Source organism: Candidatus Brocadiia bacterium (assembly GCA_041658285.1).
Classification (GTDB): domain Bacteria; phylum Planctomycetota; class MHYJ01; order JACQXL01; family JACQXL01; genus JBBAAP01.
The window spans coordinates 37,750-62,340 of record JBBAAP010000002.1 but is presented as its reverse complement, the minus strand read 5'-3'; the positions used below and the strand labels follow the sequence as shown (position 1 = coordinate 62,340).

General features: G+C 48.5%; 25 protein-coding genes. 15 read left to right on the top strand and 10 right to left on the bottom strand.

Going from position 1 to position 24,591, the window contains the following annotated elements; genetic code table 11:
- Positions 1-19 precede the first annotated feature (19 nt).
- Positions 20-388, top strand: coding sequence for a GtrA family protein (locus WC980_02270; protein ID MFA5793885.1), 369 nt, complete (start codon positions 20-22; stop codon positions 386-388).
- The gene (locus WC980_02265) at positions 385-1,320 is read left to right on the top strand and encodes a glycosyltransferase family 2 protein (protein ID MFA5793884.1); all 936 of its coding nucleotides are present in this window, start codon (positions 385-387) and stop codon (positions 1,318-1,320) included. The genes WC980_02270 and WC980_02265 overlap by 4 nt, the downstream gene beginning before the upstream one ends.
- Before the next feature lie 682 nt (positions 1,321-2,002).
- Here the strand turns inward: WC980_02265 and WC980_02260 are convergent.
- Both WC980_02260 and WC980_02255 read right to left on the bottom strand, forming a co-directional pair.
- Positions 2,003-2,338: a hypothetical protein gene (locus WC980_02260; GenBank protein MFA5793883.1), complete on the bottom strand. Its 336-nt coding sequence runs from the start codon at positions 2,336-2,338 to the stop codon at positions 2,003-2,005.
- Positions 2,335-2,955 (bottom strand): hypothetical protein, encoded by a 621-nt coding sequence (locus WC980_02255; protein ID MFA5793882.1) that lies wholly within the window; start codon positions 2,953-2,955, stop codon positions 2,335-2,337. The genes WC980_02260 and WC980_02255 overlap by 4 nt, the downstream gene beginning before the upstream one ends.
- Positions 2,956-3,388: 433 nt before the next feature.
- Here WC980_02255 and WC980_02250 point away from each other — a divergent pair, with 433 nt between their 5' ends.
- The 5 genes from WC980_02250 to WC980_02230 all read left to right on the top strand — a co-directional run bounded on the left by WC980_02250 (position 3,389) and on the right by WC980_02230 (position 7,738).
- A complete protein-coding gene (locus WC980_02250; GenBank protein ID MFA5793881.1) occupies positions 3,389-3,616 on the top strand; it encodes a hypothetical protein in 228 nt (75 codons plus the stop codon).
- A gap of 3 nt (positions 3,617-3,619) precedes the next feature.
- A complete protein-coding gene (locus WC980_02245) occupies positions 3,620-4,363 on the top strand; it encodes a serine protease (protein ID MFA5793880.1) in 744 nt (247 codons plus the stop codon).
- Positions 4,364-4,558: 195 nt separating this feature from the next.
- A complete protein-coding gene (locus tag WC980_02240) occupies positions 4,559-5,359 on the top strand; it encodes a hypothetical protein (GenBank protein MFA5793879.1) in 801 nt (266 codons plus the stop codon).
- Between the two features lie 158 nt (positions 5,360-5,517).
- Complete coding sequence (locus WC980_02235) at positions 5,518-6,642, top strand: hypothetical protein (GenBank protein ID MFA5793878.1); 1,125 nt, start codon at positions 5,518-5,520, stop codon at positions 6,640-6,642.
- 454 nt (positions 6,643-7,096) lie between these two features.
- Positions 7,097-7,738 carry a PHP domain-containing protein gene (locus tag WC980_02230; GenBank protein ID MFA5793877.1) on the top strand — a complete coding sequence of 214 codons (642 nt, stop codon included), beginning with the start codon at positions 7,097-7,099 and terminating at the stop codon, positions 7,736-7,738.
- Between the two features lie 126 nt (positions 7,739-7,864).
- On the opposite strand, the gene WC980_02225 is transcribed toward WC980_02230, so the two are convergent.
- On the bottom strand, positions 7,865-8,944 hold the full coding sequence (locus WC980_02225; GenBank protein MFA5793876.1) for a tetratricopeptide repeat protein: 1,080 nt from the start codon (positions 8,942-8,944) through the stop codon (positions 7,865-7,867).
- A 198-nt stretch (positions 8,945-9,142) separates the two neighbouring features.
- On the opposite strand from WC980_02225, the gene xerA reads away from it, so the two are divergent.
- Together xerA and WC980_02215 are read left to right on the top strand one after the other, a co-directional pair.
- Positions 9,143-10,096, top strand: a complete 954-nt coding sequence (xerA, locus tag WC980_02220; protein MFA5793875.1) for a site-specific tyrosine recombinase/integron integrase — start codon at positions 9,143-9,145, stop codon at positions 10,094-10,096.
- 186 nt (positions 10,097-10,282) lie between these two features.
- Positions 10,283-11,044: an RNA methyltransferase gene (locus WC980_02215; protein MFA5793874.1), complete on the top strand. Its 762-nt coding sequence runs from the start codon at positions 10,283-10,285 to the stop codon at positions 11,042-11,044.
- Positions 11,045-11,170: 126 nt separating this feature from the next.
- Here the strand turns inward: WC980_02215 and ruvC are convergent, their stop codons facing one another.
- A complete protein-coding gene (gene ruvC, locus WC980_02210; GenBank protein ID MFA5793873.1) occupies positions 11,171-11,659 on the bottom strand; it encodes a crossover junction endodeoxyribonuclease RuvC in 489 nt (162 codons plus the stop codon).
- An 87-nt stretch (positions 11,660-11,746) separates the two neighbouring features.
- Here ruvC and tmk point away from each other — a divergent pair, with 87 nt between their 5' ends.
- The 6 genes from tmk to WC980_02180 are packed head-to-tail and all read left to right on the top strand — an operon-like array spanning position 11,747 to position 17,911.
- A complete protein-coding gene (gene tmk, locus WC980_02205) occupies positions 11,747-12,379 on the top strand; it encodes a dTMP kinase (GenBank protein MFA5793872.1) in 633 nt (210 codons plus the stop codon).
- Between the two features lie 5 nt (positions 12,380-12,384).
- Positions 12,385-13,425: a DNA polymerase III subunit delta' gene (gene holB, locus WC980_02200; GenBank protein MFA5793871.1), complete on the top strand. Its 1,041-nt coding sequence runs from the start codon at positions 12,385-12,387 to the stop codon at positions 13,423-13,425.
- Between the two features lie 5 nt (positions 13,426-13,430).
- The gene (gene ricT / locus WC980_02195) at positions 13,431-14,372 is read left to right on the top strand and encodes a regulatory iron-sulfur-containing complex subunit RicT (GenBank protein MFA5793870.1); all 942 of its coding nucleotides are present in this window, start codon (positions 13,431-13,433) and stop codon (positions 14,370-14,372) included.
- Positions 14,362-15,918: a methionine--tRNA ligase gene (metG, locus tag WC980_02190; GenBank protein MFA5793869.1), complete on the top strand. Its 1,557-nt coding sequence runs from the start codon at positions 14,362-14,364 to the stop codon at positions 15,916-15,918. Before ricT ends, metG begins: the two co-directional genes overlap by 11 nt.
- Before the next feature lie 52 nt (positions 15,919-15,970).
- Complete coding sequence (locus WC980_02185; GenBank protein MFA5793868.1) at positions 15,971-16,327, top strand: Minf_1886 family protein; 357 nt, start codon at positions 15,971-15,973, stop codon at positions 16,325-16,327.
- A 27-nt stretch (positions 16,328-16,354) separates the two neighbouring features.
- Positions 16,355-17,911, top strand: a complete 1,557-nt coding sequence (locus WC980_02180; GenBank protein MFA5793867.1) for a serine/threonine-protein kinase — start codon at positions 16,355-16,357, stop codon at positions 17,909-17,911.
- Between the two features lie 11 nt (positions 17,912-17,922).
- On the opposite strand, the gene menC is transcribed toward WC980_02180, so the two are convergent.
- The 6 genes from menC to dnaG are packed head-to-tail and all read right to left on the bottom strand — an operon-like array spanning position 17,923 to position 24,493.
- Positions 17,923-19,035, bottom strand: a complete 1,113-nt coding sequence (gene menC, locus WC980_02175; GenBank protein ID MFA5793866.1) for an o-succinylbenzoate synthase — start codon at positions 19,033-19,035, stop codon at positions 17,923-17,925.
- A gap of 1 nt (position 19,036) precedes the next feature.
- Positions 19,037-19,411 carry a YraN family protein gene (locus tag WC980_02170; GenBank protein MFA5793865.1) on the bottom strand — a complete coding sequence of 125 codons (375 nt, stop codon included), beginning with the start codon at positions 19,409-19,411 and terminating at the stop codon, positions 19,037-19,039.
- The gene (gene lipA / locus WC980_02165) at positions 19,392-20,261 is read right to left on the bottom strand and encodes a lipoyl synthase (protein MFA5793864.1); all 870 of its coding nucleotides are present in this window, start codon (positions 20,259-20,261) and stop codon (positions 19,392-19,394) included. The genes WC980_02170 and lipA overlap by 20 nt, the downstream gene beginning before the upstream one ends.
- Positions 20,262-20,264: 3 nt before the next feature.
- On the bottom strand, positions 20,265-21,011 hold the full coding sequence (locus WC980_02160; GenBank protein ID MFA5793863.1) for a C4-type zinc ribbon domain-containing protein: 747 nt from the start codon (positions 21,009-21,011) through the stop codon (positions 20,265-20,267).
- A 3-nt stretch (positions 21,012-21,014) separates the two neighbouring features.
- Positions 21,015-22,688 (bottom strand): RNA polymerase sigma factor RpoD, encoded by a 1,674-nt coding sequence (gene rpoD, locus WC980_02155; GenBank protein MFA5793862.1) that lies wholly within the window; start codon positions 22,686-22,688, stop codon positions 21,015-21,017.
- A complete protein-coding gene (dnaG, locus tag WC980_02150) occupies positions 22,685-24,493 on the bottom strand; it encodes a DNA primase (GenBank protein ID MFA5793861.1) in 1,809 nt (602 codons plus the stop codon). Before dnaG ends, rpoD begins: the two co-directional genes overlap by 4 nt.
- Positions 24,494-24,591: the final 98 nt, after the last annotated feature.

Genomic DNA, 24,591 nt, shown 5'->3' with positions numbered 1-24,591 from the left:
CAATAAAACAATATAAATTGTGCTGAACCATCAATTCATACGCTTTCTGATTGTCGGCGGCGTCAATACCGTTTTCGGATATTCCATATACGCATTATTTATTTATATCGGCCTGCATTATACCATCGCCGCTTTGGCATCCACCATTCTGGGCGTGCTCTTCAATTTTAAGACCACCGGCATATTCGTATTCAAAAGCAACCGTAACAGCCTTCTTTTTAAATTCATAGGCGTTTATGCGGTTATTTACCTGTTGAATATAGCTTGCCTTAAAATATTCAATATGTTAGAGGTTAATATGTATTTAGCCGGGGCGATATTGATATTGCCGCTGGCCGTATTGTCATTCATCCTTAATAAAAAATACGTATTCAAGGAGCAGAAATGAAGCTAATAAGCATCGTTACGCCGACCTATAACGAGGAAGAAAACGTAGCCGAGGTCTATAAACAGGTAAAGCAGGTATTCGCTGATTTAAAAGACTACCAGTACGAGCATATATTCATTGATAATGCGTCCAAGGATAAGACAGTGGAAATATTAAAAGGAATCGCCCAAAACGATAAAAATGTTAAAATCATCGTGAATTCCAGGAATTTTGAGGCCATGAGGTCTCATTATTATGGATTGTTGCAGTCTAAAGGCGATGCGGCCATTTCAATCGTGGCTGATTTGCAAGACCCGCCATCGATGATACCTGAACTTATCAAGAAATGGGAATCGGGCTATAAAGTAGTGATAGGGATAATAAAAGGGCGTAAAGAATCATTCCCCATGGTATTTATGCGCAATTTATACTACAAGATTTTAGGCAAATTATCAAACACAGAGTTGATAAAGCATTTTACCGGTTTTGGCCTGTACGATAAAAAGGTGGTAGAAAGCCTCAGGCAAATCAATGATATGTATCCTTACTTGAGGGGTATTATTGCCGAAATAGGTTTTGAGACCGCCAGAATAGAATACGTCCAGCCGGCGCGCCATAAAGGCCGGACCACTACAAATCTCTATTACTTATATAACCTGGCGATGGTGGGTATAACCAGTTATTCCAAGATACCGTTGAGGCTTGCGACGATAGTGGGTTTTGTCCTGGGTACAATAAGTTTCTTAACGGCTTTTACTTATTTAGTCTATAAAATCATTTTCTGGCAGAGTTTTTCATTAGGTATTGCGCCTATAGTCATCGGATTATTCTTTTTCGCTTCGGTCCAACTGTTCTTCCTTGGTATATTAGGCGAGTATATCGGGGCTATTCATACCCAGATATTCAAAAGGCCTTTGGTTATCGAAAAGGAAAGAATCAATTTCGATATCTAAAAAGCAGGATGCCCGCTAAAAGATAATATTCTCGTGGGTCTAGAGGGACACTTCCCCAGCCGGATAATTCACTATTTATGCCCATTTCCTGGCGTCATTTTTGGTAAATCAGCTTTTCCCCGCTCCCAAATTCTAATATATCCTAATCTTATAGAGTTAATTATTTGATTAGGAGGCTTTGCTCATGCATATTTGGAGGGGGGGGAGATACCTACCCCCCTCCCCCCTAACCCCTAATCCCTGTATCGTAAATCGGGATTGGGTGTATCGAAAACGGGCATAGGGTGTATCGAAAACCGGTATAGGAGATGGTTACTGCTCGGGTAGTGGGTATCGATAACTGGGATAGGGGATGTAGGCCATTTATATCGGATGAGTGATAAACCCGGATAGGGGATGTAGGCCATTTATATAGGAGGTGTGATAAACCCGGACAGGGGATATCGATAACAGGTATAGGAGATAACCGTTACTTAGGCAGGGAGTATCGAAAACCGGGATTAGGGATGTTGATAACCGGGATTAGGGGTATCGATAACCGGGATTGGGGGTATCGATAACCGGGATTAGGAATATTGATAACCGGTATTAGGGGTGTCAATAACCGGGACTGTAGATGTTGATAATCCTTATAGGTTGTGTCGATAACCGGGATTAGGGGTATGGAGTACCCCTATAACCCCTATTTTTTATTGTCGGGCTTGTCATCGGAACAGCTTGGCGGCTTGTCGCCTTTGTTGGCGCATTTTTTCTTGATGGTTTCGAGCATAGCGTCCATTTTCGCCTTGAAGGCCGGGTTTTTGGCCCGTCCTATGGTTCGGGCCGCGGCGTGGATGTTTTCATACTCAAAATATGCCTGCTGGCATCTGGGGCATTTCCGGACGTGTATAAGCAGTGCTTTCTGTTTTTGCGCGGTTATGAAAGTCATATCTCCGGTGACGTAGTCCAGGATGTCCATTTTGTATTTGGCGCAACTGTCCCGGCGGACGGTCTTTTTGACGGGCTTTTCTTTTTTCATTCTTGTTCGTCTTTCTTTAATAACTCTTTTATCAAGTCCAGTATTCGGCAGTATCGCATCCTGAGCGGGCCCAGGCGTATGTTTTTGAACTCCGGCTCGTTTAGTATATCCTGGTATTTTACGCCTTTGTTTTTCAGCTCGAAGAGCTTTTGGTCATCCGCCGTCAGGTGCGATAGTATCATTTCCAATTTTTTTGTCAAGTGCTGATGCGACTCCACCTCTTCAACCGCATCCGGCCGCATATCGGCCAACATGTCCGGCAGGGCGTCGGCGATCTGTTTGGGCATCAGCACCGGCCCGGAGGAGCGTTTTTCGTCCTGTTTGTAGCATTCAATCCGTGCCACCGTAAAAATCCAGCGTCGGAAGGTACCGCTCATCTTTTCGGACGGCACATAATCCCAGGGCGCGAATTTGCCGATTTTTATCCCCTGGCAGACGACGATAAATATTTGCTGGAGTACTTCTTCGAGGTAGATGTCGTCCTTGAACCAGCTGATTTTTAAAATATAAAAACGCAGACGGTTGAGATACCTGCGGTAGAGCTCGTCGAAAGCCCGGTCCTCGCCCAGTTTAAATGCCCGTGCCAACTGCTCATCGCTTCTTGTGTCTTGCTGCATAAGCCGAATCCTGCTGAAAGCGGGATGTCCGTTAGTTTCGCAGTGGCGCTAAAGGAGCCACGAGAGCCTTACGGCGGGTTATCCCGCAACAATAAACTGTCTCCCGCTCTTGGATGAAGACGGATAGAGCGGGGTAAGGCGTGAATCTATACAGGATTGAACCGGTTATGTCAAGGAATCTACCCTGTCGGCTAAATCGGCTTAATCTTCGTCTCCGCCTGCCTCGGGCATGGTGCCTTTGGCATAAAACTTTCTGAATTATTTTTACAAAATTCTCATTTTTCCTGTGACATTCGTGGTTCTCGACGGGTGTATATATGGGGGAGAGAGTGAAGAGCCCCCCGGCCCCGACGGAATAGTCGGGATAAGTGGCAGATAACGCCACTCCGATGGTCATCGGAGTTGCTAACAGCCACTAAAAAGGTAGGTATATATGGAAAGAAAGATGTGTAAAGAATGCGGTAAGGAGCTACCCCGGGAATGGGATATCATATCCTTCGCCTGTCGGCGGGTCCGGCTGTGCCGGTATTGCTATGACGCCTTATTCCCGGAAAACGAGGCTGGACCGGTGACGGTTACGCCTAAAATAAGCGAACCGATGGACTGCGCCAATACCTCGCGCTGGGAATGGCTGGATAACTTTTTCGGAGAGGATAGGTGATTTATGGTTACACCACAAGTGAGAAGGATATTAATTTATTGGTTTTTGTCAATTGCGATGGTCGGCGGGTGCGTCTTTGAGCCGCCTGAAGGCGAGACCTTTGTTATTGACCTGTCTAAGGAGGTTCCGGTGCAGGTTGGGCCGGTTAATCCGTTTGAGGGGCTTTACGAGTCTATGCTCTATACCACCGTCAGGATAAAGGCCGGGTTTTCTTGCGGTTCAGGCGTTATTATTAACGGTTACATAATAACGGCCGCTCACGTGGTTGATAACGAATCGATCGTAACCGTAGAGTTGTTTTACCCCGAATACATTGAGATTGATGCCACGGTATTGGTGACCGATACCGCCAAAGACCTGGCTTTAATTAAAATCTGTAATCTGAAATCTGGAATTTGTAATTATTCCGCTACTCTGGCTCCGCGGAATTATACCCCTTACATATTTACCCCGGTTTATGCCGTTGGATGCTCGCTTGGCTTAAAGGTGCGACCTTCATACGGCATCATCTCAATAATCGAGCCGGGTTATTGCGAAATATCGGCTCCTATTTTACCGGGTAACTCAGGCGGTCCGGTGTTCGCGTTAGTCCCGTCGAATGACGGGAACGCCTCTACCTATGAGGTCATCGGTATTTCTGTTTGGGTCAGGGTTTATAAAGACCAACTTATAACTACTATGGGCGGAATTGTACCTATACAGGAAATCTATGATTTTCTGGAGGAGAACAATATATGTTTCAAATGATGTCAGGTTTCTGGAGGAGGATAATCCAGGTAGTCATTGGGATTATTTTGGATTACCTTGAAGGAAAGAAGAACCGTAAGTGAATCCACAGTTCAGCCGAGGCCGTCATCGGCGCCACGCCGCACTGTGAGCGGTGAGCAAGGCGCGGCGGCTCGGCTGGGCTGATTATGATATATCTTCGGTAGTGAGGTTTTTATGGCAGACGAAATTAAACTGGATATTTTGGTAACGATACCTCCGAGCATTGAGCCGTCGGGCGATATGCCGGACCGGTGGGTTGAGGGTTTGACTAACAACGCCCAGCGTATGCACGATCGGATAGTGGAGATTCTGCCCGATGACGGGGAATACCAGTCAAAGGTCGCGGAACCTGGCAACCAGAAATGGGGACCTATGGTTGCGCCGGGGTTCGTGGCTAAGTCGGGTCGGAGCGCATCTAACATCCGTCAGGCCCATTACAAGGGCTTGACCAACGCCTATGCCAAGTTTCGGGAGCACCTGGACCAGGCTTTCGAGACCATTGATGGTGTAGTGGCTAAGCTCTTTAAAGGTAAGGTAAACGCGGCCAAGGACCGTTGGGCCAATGGCGTGGCTAAGGGACTCCTTAGGATTACCGGGGACCGAATCAGGGGTTTGATTGTCCCGCAGGTTACCTATTGGATGACCGGTGATGCCCGGGCCAACCGGATGACCAACCATATGGAGGTTGTCAACGGCGGGCCTTACGACTTCACCAAAACTGGATTGAGACAGCAGTTCAAGTCAGCCGTAACGAGTTTGCTGGTTATTACCGGCATCTCAATTATTAAGGCGGATATGGAAGCGACCGAACTGGCCGCCCAGAACACCAGGCTGACTGACCTGGCTAATTCCTTCAAGGCTGCAACGGTAAAACCGTTCGTGGTTGGAGGTACGGCCACTGATTCTGTGCTCCAGTATGAAAGCGACGTCAACAGCGGCGCGCTCAAACTCAGGGCAAGGATAGTGCTGATTTAGTATGGCAGTGCGAGTGGGACGCTTCGCACGGGCGGGGCGTCCCCGACCGCACTTTAATTAGAACTCGAATGTTACTAATAATACGAAGGGCACGAATAAAAAATATTAGCGGGATTAGTCCTATTCGTGTAATTCGTGTTAAAAAGGGGGTTAACTATATGTTCAGACACAGATACGCAAATGGCGAGGTGACCTCGCCCCAGATTTCGGAACAGGCAGTCACGGAAGATAAGATTGCCGATAATTCCGTGACCACGGCTAAGATTAAGGATGAGACCATTACCGGAGCCGATATCGGAGCCGGGCAGGTCCAGACCGATGATATCTCCGACGGTGCCGTGACCGCGGCTAAGCTCGGTCCGGACATTACCCTTACGCCTTTGCCCGATAATGCCGTTGGTACGGCTAAGATAGCCGATGGGGCGATAGTGGCTCAGAAAATCGCCGATGGCGCCATAACCCCTGATAAATTGGACACCCACTCGGTTACATCCATCAAACTCAACGAAGGCGCGGTTACTTCATCCAAAATCGGCGCGGGCGAAGTCACCCCGACCAAATTAGCGGCGATAGATTCTCCGGCAGACGGTGAGGTTCCTACATACAATGCGGCACAACTCAAGCTGGAATGGAAACCGATGGCTGGCGGTGTCACGAGGCCGCTCGTTCCGCCAGTGGCGACGGACGAGATAGCAGACCTGGCTGTGACCGGAGACAAGTTGGCAGAGACAAGTATTACCAACGGAAAGATTGCCGACCGGGCCGTTGATTGGGTCAAGATTGCGCTGGCATCCATCAACCACGAACTGCTCTATAACCTGGCTCCGCCTACGGACGGGCAGATTCTGTCTTTCGATGCGGCGACGGGTAAATTCAATTGGATAGCTCCGCCTACCGGCGGTGCGGGCGGGATGCAGTTGACCCTGTTGCCGTCTCAAACCTTGGTGTTCTCCGAGAACTCGATGACGGATGTGGACCAGCTCATAGACCTGTCGGCGGTGATTCCGGTTACGGCGACTGCTGTAATATTGGAGATGCAGTTGAACGCAATGAGCGTCCCGGTCGGGATGGAGCAGATACTCACGGTTCTTGGCAGACGGTCCGGTGCGGATTATGGGTCAAGTACTATACATTTTATATGGCAGAACACGGTAGGGGTGAATAATAATGCGTATAAGGAAGCCACTCTTGCCACTGATGGGACACGGATGATTAAGGTGCTGATAACCAAATCGGGTGTGTTCACATCTACGAACATATGGGTTAAGGGATACATTGAATAGACCCCGAGACTACGCTCGGGATAAGGGACAGTAACTCCCGTTGGTCGAACTGTTCCTAATAGGCTCTGTTCAGATGATAAAAGATTAACCCCGCCAAGGCGGGGTACATCTGGATCTAAGTCCTTCCAGGAGGCTACGCACTGCCTCTACGTCACGTTGTTCCTAGTAGCACTAAGAAAGAATGGCGTGTTCACTTCGATAAATATTTGGTTACGCGGATACCTAGAATAAACACGAATATGCACGAATAAATTCGAATTGACACGAAGGTGGGCGCTGGGCTAATCCCAGCGCCCTTATTATTTATACTTATCTGCAATATCTGCTAAACCTGTCCGACTACCCGTCCGAACGGATATTCATCCGGGTGGGCGTCAGTCAGGCGGGTCCGCTTACTTAAATTAAATATCTAAATTAGTAGTCATTCGTGTTTATTCGTGTTAATCTATGGACGATGAGGATTGATTGCCATGTCCATACCAATTATTCACCGGACGGGACGCTGTCCCTGGCTAACGTCCTTAGGGTGGCCCGGCAAAAGCACCTGGACGGCCTGGCCGTGACCGACCATAATACCATCACCGGCGCGCTGGCACTCAAAGCCATGGCTCCGGCCGGGTTTACGGTCATCGTGTCCGAAGAAATCCATACGGCCGAGGGCGAGATTATCGGATTCTTCCTGACTCAGCCCATTTCGGCCGGGCTGTCTCCGGAGGAAACCATCAACCGGATAAAGGCCCAGGGCGGTCTGGTGGGCGTGCCGCACCCGTTCTGCCGCCTACGCAAGTCGCGACTCAGTTTCGAGGCCCTGAAACGGATAGCCGGGCAGGTGGACATCATCGAGGGATTCAATGCGCGCAACCTTTTCAGCGCCGATAACGACGAGGCCAGACGATTTGCACAACTTCATAACAAGGTCATTACGGCCGGCAGTGACGCGCATACCCGGTCCGAATACGGGGCGGCCTGCGTGGAAATCGAGCCGTTTACATCAGCCCAGGAGTTCAAACACAACCTGTCATCGGCCCACCTTATTAGGCGGACCAGCCCGCTCTGGGTGCATCTTTTCGCCAAGGCGAGTAGGTTTTTAAGATAAGAGTGCCGCTATTTAACCACTGAGGACACGGAGAACACAGAGAATACTATTTTTAGTCCAGCCTTTTTTTACCACGAAAGCACGAAGGGATGAAAAAAGATGGAAACTCTATTGGTGGGTAGTATCCTATTGAGTTTCCTTGACGGTGATATTGCGGATTTTGACGACGAAGCCGTGGATGTAAAAGCCGATGCATTGGGTATTGTAGGGTTCGAAGACGCCGTTGAATTTCTTGGTGTTGGCGCCTTCGATGGCGTATTCGTTGCCTTTCTTGGTAAATTTTATCTTTTCCCAGATGCCGGTCTTTTCGAAGTTTATCTTGGCCCGTTGCATGGTGATGATATTGGCCTGGCCCTGTGGTATTTTGGATTCGCCGTAAAGGAAGCTGATACAGCATTCGCGCGCGGACGGCAGGCGCTTTTCGATGAACATTTCCATTGACATGACGTAGTTGTCCGGCAGTTGTCCGGCGAGTTTCAGGGCGCTGGGCTCGAGGCTGGGTCCGGCCTTGGGCGACAAGGGTTTTTTGTTGAATGCCAGGCAGCCTTCCTCGATAGACCAGAGGTTAAGCCAGATGTTGCTGTCGAACTGCCAGCCGTCCAGGTTTTTGCCGTTGAATACTGATTTGGCCTTGCCGGCGGTTTTGGAATCCGGGCTTTCGACCGGTTGGCCGGCGGCCAGTTTTTCCATGGCGTCGGCGGCGGTTTTGTTGCCGGGGTCGATAATCAGTATCTGTTCGTAAATCCTGCGGGCGAAGCCAAAGTACTTTCGTCCGGCGCAGTCGTTGGCCATCTTGAGCAGGATGTCAATTTGCTTGGATTTGGCGGTATTGAACTGGGTGCCGCGGACATCGAGTTTTTCAAGCACTTTACGCGATTGCTGGAGGATGTTGCGTTCTTCCGTGGAGGAGTCGGTTTTGGAGGCAACCTGCCGGGCCGATTGGCGGTAATACCGGACGGCCTGCTGGCTATTACGGAGTTTTTCGTGGCACTCGGCCAGCTTGAACATAGCCTCGGTATAATCGCTTTTGTATTCCAGCGCCCGGGCGAATTTTTGGGCGGCATCATCGAACTTGTTTTGCTTAAAGGCGTTCAGGCCGGATTGGTAGACGGCTCCGGCCAGCTCGGCATCATCGGCCGATGATAAGATTATATTGGTTGAGATTAAGGCAATCAATCCTAAGGCGAGTATTATTTTCCTGCGCATAGTTGCATAATGCTAATATTATTAAATTTGTCAAGCAAAAATACCGGTTATTGCCGATATCTCTGCGAAAGCGCGTTTAATGCAGGAATGGCGCCGGGCCGTTCCGGCGGATTTTGGTTTACGGCTAATTCCTGAGCCGGACCGGCTGTTTTTGCCGATAAGATAACTGAGAATCGAAGACCGGCAGTAAGAATATTTATGGCCGATTACGTTAAGAATTTCCTGGAACACCTGCAATACAACCGGAATTACTCGCCGGAAACGCTCCGGGCTTACGCCAAGGACTTGGACCAATTCATCACCTTCGTGGCCAAAAGCAGTAACGCCAAAGTTTTCCCTGACCCCAAGGCCATTGACAACCTGACCCTTCGGAGTTATCTGCTCCATATGCGGGAGGTGAACCTGCAGAAGGCGTCCATCGCCCGCAAGATTGCCGCGCTTAAATCGTTTTTTAAGTACTTGCTTCAGAACCGTTTTATCGAAAGTAACCCGATGGTTCTGATACGCCAGCCGCGGTTGGACAAAAAGATACCGGAGTTCCTGAGCGAGCAGGAGATGAACAAGATGCTGCTCGAGCCTCTGGCTGTCATCAGGGGCAAAAAGGCTTATGCTACGGGCATCATCGGACTGCGGGACGAGGCGATTATGGAGTTCCTTTACAGCAGCGGGGTGCGGGTCAGCGAGATAGCCAACCTGCGCATCAAGGATGTGGATTTGTCCAGCTCGGTGGCTCATGTGCTGGGCAAGGGGAAAAAGGAACGGCTGGTGCCCATCGGCAGTTACGCCGTCAAGGCCATTGAGAAATATCTAAGCGAGCGCAAACAAATCAGCGGCGAATCGGTCGAACTGAATTCGTTTCTGTTCGTCAGCCACAGCCGGCACAAATCGGCACACCTGACGGACCGGAGCATCCGGCGTAATATCACGCTTTATGCCGGGTTGAGCGGCCTGAATAACCGCAAGATATCGCCGCATACTTTACGCCATACGTTTGCCACGCACCTGTTGGACCACGGCGCCGATTTGCGCGGCGTCCAGGAATTGCTTGGCCATCGGAGCATCTCTACCACCCAGATATATACCCACGTCACCACTACCCGGCTCAAAGAGGTCTACGACAAAGCACATCCCAGGTCGGGCAAGTCCAAATAGCTGCTCAATTCAGCCACAGAGGACACGGAGGCCATTGATTAAGATTAATTTCGACCACGAAAGACCGAAATAGTGAAAATAATAAATTATTTGTGTCTATTCGAGTGCATTAGTGTTTGTAATTCATCCGTGTTAATCCGTGGCTAAGCTTGACAGCCGGATAAAAGAATGCGATGATTGATTGATATGTCAGAACAACTTGAAGGCAGACAGTGTATTCTTTCGGCGTTACAGGCGCGCCAGAGAAGGTTTGAATTGATTCTGGTGTCCTGGAGCGCTCATCGCGAGAAGACGCAGGATGTCATTGCTTTGGCCGAACAGCAGGGCGTGCCGGTCAAGACCTGTTCGCCGGAAGAGCTGGACAAGATGAGCAAGGGCGGCACTCACGCCGGCCTGATTGCGCTTGCTTCAAACAGGCCGCTGACCAAGCCGGAGGAATTGCTGACTTTGGTAAAGAAGTCAAAAGTGTCTCCGTTCCTGCTGTTATTGGAAGGCGTTGAAGACGAGCAGAACCTGGGATTCATCCTCCGCACGGCCGGGGCGATAGGCGTGGACGCGGTCTTGCTGAAGAAGCATATCTGGAATTTCGACCAGCTGGCCGTTTCGCGCGCCTCGGCCGGCGTTTATGAATGGATGCCGTTAGTCAAGGTGGAAAGGGAATCCGATATCCTGCCCGAACTGAAGAAATCCGGTCTCAAGGTTTTCGGTGCGATGCCCCGGGTACGGCGGACGATGTATGACATCGATTTCACCGGGCCGGTGGTAATGGCGTTGGGTGGCGAAAAACGCGGGTTGTCCGGTGCGCTCAGGGAATTATGCAGCGGATTTTTCACCATTCCCATGCCGCTTAATCCGGATAAACACGCAAATCCAAAAGAAGTGCCGTCCCTGTCATTGAGCCATTCTACGGCCATCGTGCTGGCCGAGGTGATGCGGCAACGCCGCTGAGCCAAATTTAACCACGAATGAACACGAATCTACACGAAAGCGCGAATAATTATTTTTTAGGGGAAGGAAGATAACCACGGAGCCACAGATCAAGATTGAATTCAGTGATTTCAGTGCCTTCAGTGGTTAGAGAGTTCGATGGGTATGGCAGAGAGCGATGGCGATGGCGTCGGAGGCGTCAGCCGGTTTGGGAATTTCGGATAATCCCAGGATGTGCTTGACCATCTCGGCCACCTGGGTCTTATCGGCCCGGCCGTTGCCGGTGACGGACTTCTTGACCTCGGCCGGCGAGTATTCAAAGAGGGGGATACCGGCTTGCGCCGCGGCCAGGATAGCGATGGCCCGGCCTTCGCCCAGCTTGACCATTGCCTGGACGTCCTTGGCGTAGAAGACGTTTTCCAGCGCCATCGCGGTCGGTTTGTGGAGCTTGATTATCTCGGTTAGTTCCTGGTATATCTTGTTAAGCCGGCTTCCTAAATCTTTGTTATCTTTAGTGGAGGCTTTGACTATGCCGTATTCGACAATCCGGGATTTGTTATTAATGCCGGTTATATCAAGGATGCAGTATCCGACTACCAGCGTGCCCGGGTCAATGCCGAGTATTCTTTGATTCATTTCCGCGCTATTTTATTCTTTTTGCAACCGGCGTCAAGAGAAAATACTTGACTTTATGGGTGTTGTAAGTAATTTTTATTGATTAATATGAAACAGGGAAAGTTTATTGTCATAGACGGCCCGGATGGTTCAGGTAAATCGACCCAGGTGAAGCTGCTGGCCGGTTACCTGAAGCGCCGCGGCCATAATGTTTGTGTGGTGCGCGAACCGGGCTCGACCGCCATCAGCGAACAGATCAGGCGGATACTGCTGGATACGCGCAATAAGCGGATGACTCCGGAAACGGAGCTTTTCCTGTATATGGCCAGCCGGGCGCAACTGGTGGCCGATGTCATCATACCGGCATTACGGCTGGGCAAAACCGTTATCGCGGACAGGTTCCTGTCATCAACCATCGCTTATCAGGGTTACGGCGGAGGAATCAACCGCAACAGCATAATGCAAATGTGCGAGATCGCCACGTGCGGACTGAAGCCGGACGCCCTGGTTATTTTGGATATCAAGTCTGATGCTGGATTGAACCGGATCAAGAAAGGCGTCAGGAGCTCGTTTGACCGGATGGAGAGGAAAAAACTGGCTTTCCACCGCAAGGTCCGGCTGGGTTTCAGGGCGCTGGGCCGTTCGGGCGCAAATTCGGCGCTGATTGACGCGGACCGGCCGGTCAGCCAGGTCCATAAAGAGCTGGTAAATATCGTGGCTAGGAAACTGCGGTTAAAATAATATATATGAATAAAGGATTCAGCGGTGTTATTGGACAGGAACCGGCCGCGGAGATATTTAGCAAGGCGATAGATTCAAAGCGTTTGGGGCATACGTATCTTTTCGCCGGGCCGGAGGGCGTGGGCAAGCTTCATTTCGCCCTGGCGCTGGCCAGGGTATTGTTATGCGACAAAGGCACGGGATGCCCGTCCGAACGGGCCAGCCGGGCGGTTGGCCAATGCCGGTCATGCAACTGGGCGGAAAAAGGGGCTCATCCCAACCTGCACGTAAACGAAGTTCCTGAAGACAAACAGACCATATCTATAGATACGGTACGCCAGGTGGAGGATGAAATCGCCATGAGGCCGTTTATCACCGGCAGCCGGATATTCATATTCAACGATGCCGACCGGATGGATCAGGACGCAGCCAACGCGCTGTTAAAATCACTGGAGGAGCCGCCCAAGGATTGTATTTTCATACTGGTTACGGCGCATCCGGAATCAATTCTTCCCACGGTGGTATCGAGATGCCAGACGATTCATTTTTACCCGATAAAGCAGGTAATATTGGAGAAGTTTTTTACGGACAACCTTAAAGTGACCCAGCCCGAAGCCAGGCTGCTGGCTTATCTTTCGGATGGCAGCATCGGCAGCGGTATGAGGATACATTCAAGTAACATTCTGGACCAGCGCAAATGGCTGATAGACAGCCTGTGCGCTGATAACCCGTTTCAGGATATTTCATTTGGGATGATGGATTATGCCAAGTCCGGAAATGCCTCGATGGAAAAACAGAGGGAAAAGATTATCCAGCAATTCAAAATGATAGGACTTTTTCTCCGAGATATATTGCTATCCGGTTATATAAAAGATATATTTGTAATTAATCAGGATAAGGCTGGAGAGATCAAGAAATGGTACAAGGCGGTTAATACTGATTCAGTGCGCTTGGCCATAGAGCAGATACTGGCCGGCGAGCAATATATCAGGCTTAATGCCAACATAACTTTAGTGACGGAAAACATCCTGCTTAATGTCAGCAGGCTGTTAAGAAAGGCTTCATAATAAATATGTGGTTAATAACGATTCGTTATGGCGCGGAACAGCTGATTTCTAATTTTAACGGGAATGTCCCGGGACTGAAGCTGGGCGACAAGTGTGTTATCAGGACCGACCGGGGTACTGAAATCGGCACGGTCATGTCCCAGCCGGAGCTGGTGCAGCCGCTCCAGTCGGCAGGCATTCCAAATCAGCAGGCGCAACCGGCAGTAAATTCGGCCGCTCCGTCACAACCTTCGCCGGCGCCTCAGTCGACACAGATCCGGATGGGTGAGATTTTGCGCAAGCTGTCGGTACAGGATTTAGAAGAGCTTAAGAAGATAGAGAAGGAAAAAAAACCGGCCGCATTAAAGTTTTGCGCCGAAAAAGCCAAGGCATTTAACCTGCCTATAAATATTGTTTATGTAGAATACCTGCTGGGCGGGGAGAAGATAGTATTCTATTTTATGGCCGAAGGCCGTATTGATTTTAGGGAACTTGTCAAGGAACTGGCCAAGGAATACCGCACGCGGATTGAGATGCACCAGGTCGGCGTGCGTGATGAGGCGCGTCTGCTGGGTGATGTCGGTCATTGCGGGCATGAACTTTGTTGCAAGACTTGTGTTAAGGAACTTGAGCCCGTGACTATGAGGATGGCTAAAACCCAGAAGACGACGCTGGATCCGACCAAGATTTCAGGTTATTGTGGTCGTTTGATGTGTTGCCTGCGATTCGAGGACGCTTTCTATAACGAGCTTAAAACCCAGTTGCCCAGAAAAGGCGCTGTTGTCAGGACCCCCAAAGGAACGGGAGAGATAATCAACGTAGACTTGCTCAGTCAATCCGTTCTTGTTGAGATTGCTAACGGCGATAAAATAAAGGTTACAGCTGATGAGATACTTGAGATTATGAAGCAGCCGACCCTTAAGGTTCAGGAAAAAGAACCCGGGAAGAACGATACCAATGTCAAATAAGAAATTTTACATTACCACTCCGATATATTACTTGAATGCCGAGCCGCACATAGGCACGGCATATACTACCATTGCGGCAGACGTGATGGCCCGATACAGGCGTATGTGCGGGGACGATGTGTTTTTTCTGACCGGTACAGATGAGCATGGACAGAAGATAGCCCGGGCGGCCCAGCAGACCGGTTTGAGTCCAAAAGAATTTACCGATAGATTAGCGCCTAAATTCAAGGAGGCCTGGAAGAGGCTTAACCTTTCATACGACTTTTTTATCCGGACGACTGACCCGGCGCATGAGAGTGCGGTTAAGGCTTTGTTTCAGAAGATACACCAGAACGGTGATATCTATAAGGGCAAATATTCCGGCTGGTATTGCTCACCGTGCGAAAGATATATTTCTCTGAAGGAATCTCCGGACAAGAAATGCCCGGTTTGCCAGCGCGAAGGCGAATACTTTGAAGAGGAGAACTATTTCTTCAAACTCAGCAAATATCAGGGCAAACTGCTTGAGCACTTGAAGAATAATCCCCAGTTTATCGAGCCATCGTACCGGTATAACGAGATATTCAACAGGGTAGAATCAGGCATGGAGGACGTCAGCGTCAGCCGGGCGGAGTTGGAATGGGGTATCCCGTTGCCTAATGACCCGTCGCAGGTTATTTGGGTCTGGTTTGACGCTTTGATAAACTACATTTCGGCATTGGGTTATCCAAACGAGCAGGGTAAGTATCGGGAATTTTGGCCGGCTGATGTTCATCTTATTGCCAAAGATATCCTGTGGTTTCATTCGGTGATATGGCCATGCCTGCTGATGTCAGCCGGATTACCGCTTCCTAAAAAGGTTTTTGCTCACGGATGGTGGACCATGAACCGCGACAAGATTTCCAAGTCAAAAGGCAACGTGATTTATCCGGCGGATGTGATTGCCAAGGTGGGCATTGATGGTTTACGGTATTTTTTAATGAAAGAGATTCCTTTCGGGCTGGACGGTGATTTTTCATATCCGGCGCTTTACAGCCGGTATAATAATGAACTCGGGAATGATCTGGGTAATCTGCTTCTTAGGACGCTGACCATGCTGGAAAAATACTTTGACGGCAAGATTCCCACCAAATCAGACCCTAAATTCACGGCCAGGGTTGGTTCCTGCGGCGTGCACAAACACGGTGATGTGCTCAAGGCGGAAATGGTCATGGAGCATCTGGACAGGTTAGAATTTCACCTGGCGTTGGAAGAGATATGGTCCATAATCAGGGAAAGCAATAAATTTATAGATGTGGCCAAGCCGTGGACGATGGCTAAAAATAAATCTCCGGAATTACCGCAGGTAATGTATACGCTTGCCGAAACTATCAGGATTGTCGCAGTTTTGATAGCGCCGTTTATGCCGGATACGGCTAAGTCAATCATTCTGCAGCTGGGTCTGGCCGGTGCGGTACCCAAGATGCCTCAGGATTTACAGTGGGGCGGTTTATCGGAAGGCCTGAAGACCAGTAAGGGCGTGGCGTTATTCCCGCGGATTGAAGATGCCGGCGAAGCCATTGTTTAAGCGGATGGATTTATTTTGACATTTAATCTGTTTCGGAATATACTTGCCTTTAATGGAAGACAAATCTGAAGAACTGGCCTCAATTCTGAAAAAGGACGCCCGCTATGCTCGAGAGGCATATGCTTTTGTCTATGAGGCGTTAGAATACACCATAAAACGCATCGGCGAACGCCGGCATGTGACCGGCCAGGAATTACTGGAAGGTATACGTGATTATGCGTTGGAGCAATTCGGCCCGATGGGCAAGACCGTTTTTTACACCTGGGGTGTTCGCACATCAGAGGATTTCGGTGAGATAGTATTTAACTTGGTCGAAAACGGGCTGCTGGGTAAAACCGAGAAGGATTCTCGGGAAGATTTTAAGAACGGGTTCGATTTCGAAAAAGTATTTACTGCTAATAAAATATAGTCATGGCTTAGAGCGTTATATTAGACAATGGAAGATGCTATCATTAATAAGGTCGTCGGCGGCTGCCGGCTGATTGTCAAGGTCGGGGCCGGCGGTATGGGCACGGTTTATAAAGCTCATCATCTGGGACTTAATAAAACAGTAGCGGTTAAAATACTTCCGCCTTCGTTTGCCCGCGAACCGGAACGGGTAAAGCGCTTTGTCCGCGAAGCCCGGGCCGCGGCCCAGCTGGAGCATTCCAATATTGTTCAGATACTCAATGTCGGAAAAGCCCCGGCCGAACAGGCCGGCGAGCCAGAGATATATTTCATCATCATGCAATTTGCCCAGGGCGAGACTATGGCTAAAATACTTCGCGGCTGCGGTAAATTGCCTGTACTTGAGGCAACCAGGATTATTCGTGATATGGCCAAGGCTTTGGGGGTTGCTCACCATAAAGGTATAATACATCGGGATGTCAAGCCGGAAAATATCATGGTTAATTATGACGGCGAGGTTAAGCTTATGGATTTCGGCTTGGCCCGGGTTTTGGACGTGGCCAGCCACCTTTCCCAGCCGGGCGACATCCTGGGGACACCGCATTATTTGGCGCCCGAACAGGCTCAGAGCATGTCAGTTGACGGCCGGGCGGATATATACTCTTTGGGCGTTACATATTATTATGCACTAACAGGGCAGAGGCCTTTTGAAGGTGATACCCCGGTGGCGGTTATAATGCAGCACATCAATAAACAGCACGTTGACCCGCGTAAGCTGGCTCCGGAATTGCCCGAAGAGGTTTGTCTGATTATAAATAAAATGATGGCTAAAAACCCTGATAAGCGTTACCAGAATTGTAATGAACTGATGTCAGATCTTGATATGATTATTGGCTCGGGGATCGCGACGGATAACAGTTTTTCGAGCAAGACTTTATTGGCGGCTTCTGATATCGATAAACCCGCACCGAAAAATAAATCGCGTGGTATGGTTTGGTATATGGTCGGAGCCGCAATTACGGCTGTTATCATTGGATTAATGCTGGCTTACATGGAAACGCGCAAGGGCATTAATCCAAAAGGGAAAGGTTTAACCGAGTTATCGACTGTTACCGTAAAACCCAAAGAACCGGCTATGGAAATTGACCAAACGAAGGAAGCTCTTGATAAACGCGTGTCGGAATTCTGCGGTATTTTGATAGATCGGCGTTATGATGATGCAATTCCGTATTTTAATCCCATTATATTTGACGGACTAAAAAAGGCCTTGAGGGCGCGATTATCCGAAGACGCCTTAAAACAGCGTTTAAAGAAGTTGCTCCAACTCCAATTTACCTGGGCCGAAGTGCAGGGGGTAAAACTGGTGGGGTTTAAACAAGATAAGTCTGTTATTATGCCCAAAGACTGGCACCCGGGGATAAAAGAAATGATGCCGGGAAATACCCGATGGGCCGAAGTCAATATTATACTTTTAATTAAATCGGATCAGGCTAATGCCGTACAACAGGCACCTCAAAAGCAATTATGGGTTTTGGTAAATGATATTTGGTATCTCCATCCAACCAAGGGTGAGATCGGTAAAGCAGATGAGTCTGACGATAAATAATCAGGGCGACCTTAGAGCTTTTTAGTCAGTTTGTTCACCACGTATTTATTCAGGCGAGATTTTATAACCTGAGCGCCCAGCCCGATGCTATCTGGTACCTTTATCAATCCTTTTTTCTCCAGGACTACCGGCGGATCGATGATATCTTCTTGGTAATATCTTCGGCTTTCGGAAATATCCGCAGGCAGGACAAATCCGGGCAGGCTGGCTAGGGCGATGTTATGTAGACGTCCCACGCCGGTTTCCAGAAGGCCGCCGCACCAGACCGGGATATTATGGCCGTATAAAAAATCATGGAGTGCCCGGGCATTGGATGGCCCGCCCACGCGAGCCTGTTTGATGTTAACCACGCGGCAACTCTTAAGTTTTATGGCAATACGGACATCACTGAGGGTTTTGATGCTCTCATCAAGGCATAGCGGTGTTTTCAGCTGAGCTTGTAATCGGCTGTGCTCAATAATATCATCGTAGGAAAGAGGTTGTTCAATCATGGTCAGGTTAAACCTGTCCAGGGTTTTAAGGATTTTTATATTCTTGAGGTTATATGCGCCGTTGGCATCAACCCATAAGTTTAGTTTAGGGAAGTGTTTTCTCACAGATTTTACGATATTAACATCCCATCCGGGCTGGATTTTTATCTTGATGCGTTGGTATCCTTTGTTGATGGAATCGTTAATCCGCCGGATTAATAAATCAGGCTTGCTTTCTATGCCCAGGCTGATGCCGGCCGGGATGAATTTCCTGGTGCCGCCGTATATTTCATGAAGCGGTTTATGTTCCAGCGATGCCTTCAGGTCCAGCATGGCCATTTCCATACCGGCTTTGGCCATTGGATGCCCGCGCACCTGTCGGAATTTTGACACCAGCGTTTTTGCATCGCTCGGATTATTTTGGCGGATAATGGGGATGAGGAAATCATTTATTATATACCAGGCGGTCCGGACGGTTTCATAACAGTAGTATGGCCAGGCCGACGCCGGTATTTCGCCGTACCCTTCAGCTCCGCCTGAGGATACCAGCCTGATAATTATGGATTCTTGGTAATTTACCTTGCTGAAGCTGGTTTGGAAATGATGTACCAACGGCATCCTTAAGCGGTATAATTCTATGCAAGCCAGTTTCATATCAAAAAGCGTTCTTTATCAGGGTTATCTCAGGATTTTTATTGGCTAATTTTATGCTAACGATATCAAATTGACAAGGTATTTCCGGCGGAATTCTTTTCTTGAAGAAATAATATTGGGCAATGCGTTTTTGGCGTTCTTGTTTGGCGCGGTTGACAGATTCTTCGGGGGCGCCGAACTGGTCGGTAGAACGTGTTTTAACCTCGATAAAAGTTAGGGTTTTATTGGAGTATGCGATGATATCGATTTCCCCGAACTTGCATTTGAAATTACGCTGGATTATCCTGTAGCCGGATTTTTCAAGATAGTTCAGCGCCAAGTCCTCGCCTAACGCGCCCGTTTTCTGAGAAGTCTTTTTATGATTGGACGAATTCATAGGCATTATAAGAGCTGCGGACAAACGGTCCGGCTGAAACACCTTTGAATCCGAGTTCCATAGCGTTTTTACGATATTGCTCGAATTCTTCGGGCGGAATAAATCTTTGTACGGGGATTGTATCGGCAGAAGCAACCGGTTTCAGATATTGGCCTATGGTGACGACATCGCAGCCGTATTTTACCAGGTTTTTAAGGACCGGTAAAACATCCTCTTTTTTTTCTCCCAAGCCAACCATAAGCCCGGACTTGGTAATTATTCCGGGATAATTATCCTTCACGAATCTAATCAGGTCAAGTGAGAGTTGGTAATTGGCTTTTGGTCTGATTGACTGGTATAGACTTGGAACAGTTTCAAGGTTGTGGTTGAATACGTCCGGGCGGGCATTGGCGACAGTTTTGACTGCATTGGTATTGCCGTTAAAATCAGGAGTTAGGACTTCTATGGTAACGGAAGAGCAGTTATTGCGTATTGACCGGACTGCTTTGGCAAAATATCCGCTGCCGCCATCGACTAAATCATCCCGGGTAACTGAAGTGATAACAATATGCTTAAGATTCAGTTTTATTACCGCCTGGGTTATTTCGGCCGGCTCCTTTGCCATTTGTTCGGCACTCATGGCGCTTTCGTTACTTGACGGTATGGCGCAGAAGCGGCAATGACGTGTGCATTTATTTCCCAAGATGAGAAATGTTGCCGTTCCTCCGCTAAAACATTCCAGAAGATTGGGGCATTTAGCGCTTTGGCAGACAGTATTAAGATTTAATTGCTTAAGTATTTTATTAACGCTTAGTGATTTGCCAATTGATGGAGTCGGGCGTTTTAACCAGTCCGGGAGGTATTTACTCACGTTTTAAGATTTCTGGTCTTCCGGGTCAATGTACAATATTCTTAGGCAGGAGCGGCAATAAACCATCTGCTTGCCTTTTTTCAGTTCATTCACCTGCTGAGGTGTAACATCCATATTGCATCCCTGGCAGATATTGTGAGCGACTTTAGCCAGAGCTACTCGGTCTGATTTGTGCTTGACGATTCTTTCATAATTATTTATAATTTCTTTTTCCATCTCGGTGCAGCTTTTTTGGCGGCCTTGGCAGACTTCCTCGAGCTGCTTGGTAATTTCAGCGATTTCTTTGTTTATTTCATTGCTTAACGCGGTAATATCTTCTTCGGTTTGAGCCACTTCCTTTTCGTATTCCGCAACTTTCTTCTGAAGAGTTTCGCTTTGCCCCATCATCTCGAGCATTTTGTCTTCAATCAGGCTGCGATCCGCCTTAAGCCCGTTAATTTCACCCTGGAGTATGGAATACTCCCTGTTAGTTTTGACGGTATTGAGCTGTTGCTCCATTTTGGACATTTTTTCCTCGAGTGATTTAAGATCCAGTTCTTTTTTGGATATTTCCAGTTTAACTTTCTTTACTTCGTTCTTTGATGCTTCTGTTTGAGCTTTGGCTTTAGCCAACTGTTCCTTTTTAGCATTGAGCGCTGACGGCTTTTCCTGGCGTACTTTTTCCAGTTCGAATATCCGGCAGTCTATTTCCTGAATGTGTTTAAGTGCCTGTAATGTTTGGCCGATAACGTTATTCATTTTTTGCTCCATATCTTAAATCCTTTTCACTCCATCCATAAAGCTTTCCAGCCGGCGGATTCTGGTCGGATGCTGCAGTTTCCGTATGGCTTTAGCTTCAATTTGTCTGACTCGTTCTCTGGTTACTTTGAATATTTTTCCGACTTCTTCCAGAGTATAATTATAACCGGTGCCGATGCCGTAACGAAGTTTGAGTATTTCACGTTCTCTAAAAGACAGTGTATTCAAGACATTTGATATTTTCTCTTTGAGTATTTTGTGGGTAGCCAGTTTTACCGGTGATTCCACGCGCTGGTCTTCTATGAAATCGCCAAAGTACGTATCATCGCTGGAACCGATAGGGCTATCCAGCGATACCGGATGCTTGATGATCCGGTATACTCGCTTTATTTCATCCGGCGGTATGTGGGATATCCTGGCGATTTCGTCAATAGTCGGTTCCCGGCCTTTTTCCTGGAGTATTGCCTTCGCCGCCGATTTTAATTTTGAGAGCGTTTCGACCATATGAACGGGAATACGGATAGTCCTGGCCTGGTCGGCAATCGCCCGGCTGATGGCCTGTCTGATCCACCATGTAGCGTAGGTGCTGAATTTATAACCGCGGCAATAATCGTATTTTTCTACGGCCCGCATCAGGCCGGTATTGCCTTCCTGGACCAGGTCAAGGAAAGTCAATCCGCGATTGCGGTATTTCTTTGCGATGCTGACGACAAGTCTTAAATTTGCGCTGGAAAGTTTGCGTTTAGCCCGTTCGTATTCCAGGAATCTCCGGTCGCATTCCTTAAGTCTTGCCTGGAGTTCATCCATATTCTCCATCAAAAGCAAATCAAAATCGGACATTTTGCTTTCCAGCTCTTTGAGGCGAAGGCGATTTTTGCTTGAACCCTTATGCAGGCTCTGGAATTCCTTGTAAGTCAGGCGCAATTGCTGGTAAATCTCTTTAAGCCTGAAAACAATCGGCCTTATTTTCTTGGGCTGGATATTGACGTCTTCAAGTATGGCCACCCACTTTGACCGGCGCTTTACTACTTTCTGCTGGAGCGATATTTTTCCCTTGGCCGAAAGACGTTCGGTTGTCAGCCGTTTGTAGTCTTCTTTATTTTCCCTGACCAGGCGTTTGAGGGTTTGTATATTATTTGAAAGCTTGCGCAGGATTTTGCGGCGGCTCATCTTGGCGGTAATGTCGGTTCGGAGGGTCCGGTCCAGCGCCACGTTGCCGTTTCTGACATCTTCAAGGATGTTGATGCATTCCAGCACGGCAATCGGAGATTCCTCGACTTTTTCCCGGAAGCGCCGACGGGCCATGTCTATTTTCTTGGAGATGACTATTTCTTCTGAGCGGGATAGCAGCGGGATTTCGCCCATCTGCGTAAGATACATACGGACCGGGTCGTCGATTTTATCTGAGCTGGGTTGGTTTTTCTGCAAAACCTCGACGACTTCGTCTTGATTTTTGGTTGGAGCCTCTTCTTCTGTGATGGTTTCCTTGGCCGGAGCGCTGTCTTCTGTGCCGGCGTCTTCGTCAATCAGCTCGATGCCGAGTTCGTCAAGTAAAACCAGCAGATGGTCCAGCTTGTCCGGCGAAGCCATATCCGCCGGCAGGAATTTATTGACGTCGCTGTATGTCAGGTGGCCTTTGCGCTTGCCTTCCTCTATGAGGTGTTTTAAATCTTTGTCTACAATTTTCATTTTGTTTTATCCAACGAGCATAATTCTTTAGGGTTTTTACGGAACTCTTTCAGTATCCGGTCGATTTCGGCCTGATTGCCTTTGATCTGCGCTTCGCGGAGCTGCTTTTTCAGGGAGGCATTCTTTTCTTCCTCGCGCCGGCGTGTGAAAAATGAATTAAGCCAGTTGATTCTTTCTTCGTAATTGGTGATATCGTTAAACTTTCCCTGTTCGGTTATTTGGACTACCCATCCGGCTAAATCCGGGTTGGATGAAATGAATGACATCAGTATCGGCATGGTTACCTTGCCGTATTTTTCATGGGCTTCGAAAATCATTTCAATAACGGTTTTGCTCTGCTGGTTAAAACTATCAATTCCGGTAAATAATTTTCTTATTATCGGTATAGAATTGTTGTAAGTTAACATTATTCCGATGATTTCTTCGGCCGCCTCTTTTTCCGCCGGAGAAAAAATATCAGTCGGTACGGGTGCCCGGGTGTCCTTTGAAACTTCACGGGTTCTTTCCCGGGGTGTGTCTTTCAGCCGCATCTTGAGTAACTCATCTTTGATGTTGAACGACTCACTGGTTTGCTTGAGGTAAAGATTGCGCCGGACGATGTTAGGCACGGCGCGGATAAACAGAAGCAGTTCGTCAATGGCCTTGGTTTTTCCCTCGGTATTATTGGTATCGTATTTTTTCTTGGCGATATCCAGCCGGCAGGTAAACAAGTCTTGGGCATTAATCAGGCATTTCTTGAATACTTCCGGACCTTTCTGGGTCAGGCAGTCATAAGGGTCCAATCCGGCGGGCAGCCTGGCCACGAATAAATCTATTTCTTCGGGCAGGAAAAGCGACAATAACCTTTCCGATGCTATTTCTCCGCCCTGGTCAGCGTCATAGACTAAAAGCACCTGATTGGCAAAGCGCTTGATGGACTTTATGTGGTTGGGCGTCAGCGACGTGCCCAGCGTGGCGATAAAATTCTCGAATCCGTGCTGATGCGCCATAATCACGTCGGTATAACCCTCAACCACGCAGAGCCGTTCGGTTTTGCCTGCCGATTCCTTGGCGAAGTTAAGCCCATATAGGGTCTTGCCCTTGCTGAACAGGGCGCTTTCCGGTGAATTAAGGTAAACCGGTTCGGAATCATCCAACGCCCGGCCGCCGAATCCGACCACCCGGTCGCGGGTGTTGAATATAGGAAACATCAGCCGGTTGCGGAAACGGTCGTAATGCCCGTTGCCTTCGCGCCGGGGCAGTATCAGCCCGAGCTCTTCCAGGTAGCTCATATTGATGTTATTCTTCCGGGCGAACTGAATAAGGTTATCCCATCCGGCCGGCGCATAACCGAGCAGGAATCGGGCTATCATTGACTTGCTGATTTTGCGCTTTTCGAGATAAGTCCGGGCCGCTTCCGCCTCTTTGGCGCTTTGCAGTACTCGGTGATAAAAATCAGCTACCTGGCGGTTTATCTTGAGGAGATTGGCGCGCTTTTCACGGGTGTATTCGCCTTCGGTATCAGCCGCCAGATTGAGGCTGATGCCGGCTTTCTCGGCCAGGGTTCTGGCCGCGGTGGGGAAGTCCATCTTCTCGTGTTCCATCAGGAACGAGAATACGTTGCCCCCTTTATGGCAGCCGAAGCAGTGGTATATTTGTTTGGCCGGATTAACCGTGAAAGAAGCTGTTTTTTCTTCGTGGAAGGGGCAAAGCGCCTTGAAGTTGGAGCCTGTTTTCTTGAGAGGCAGGTATTCGGAAATCAGCTCGACGATATCCGTCGCCTGCTGGATATTCAGAATCGTATCTTCAGGAATAAATCGGTTCACTTTATCCTTTCATGATACAACCATAATTCCCATTATGGGGATGATGGTCTCTGTCTGTAGAACAAACACTACAATATAGCCTTATAAAAGTGATTTGT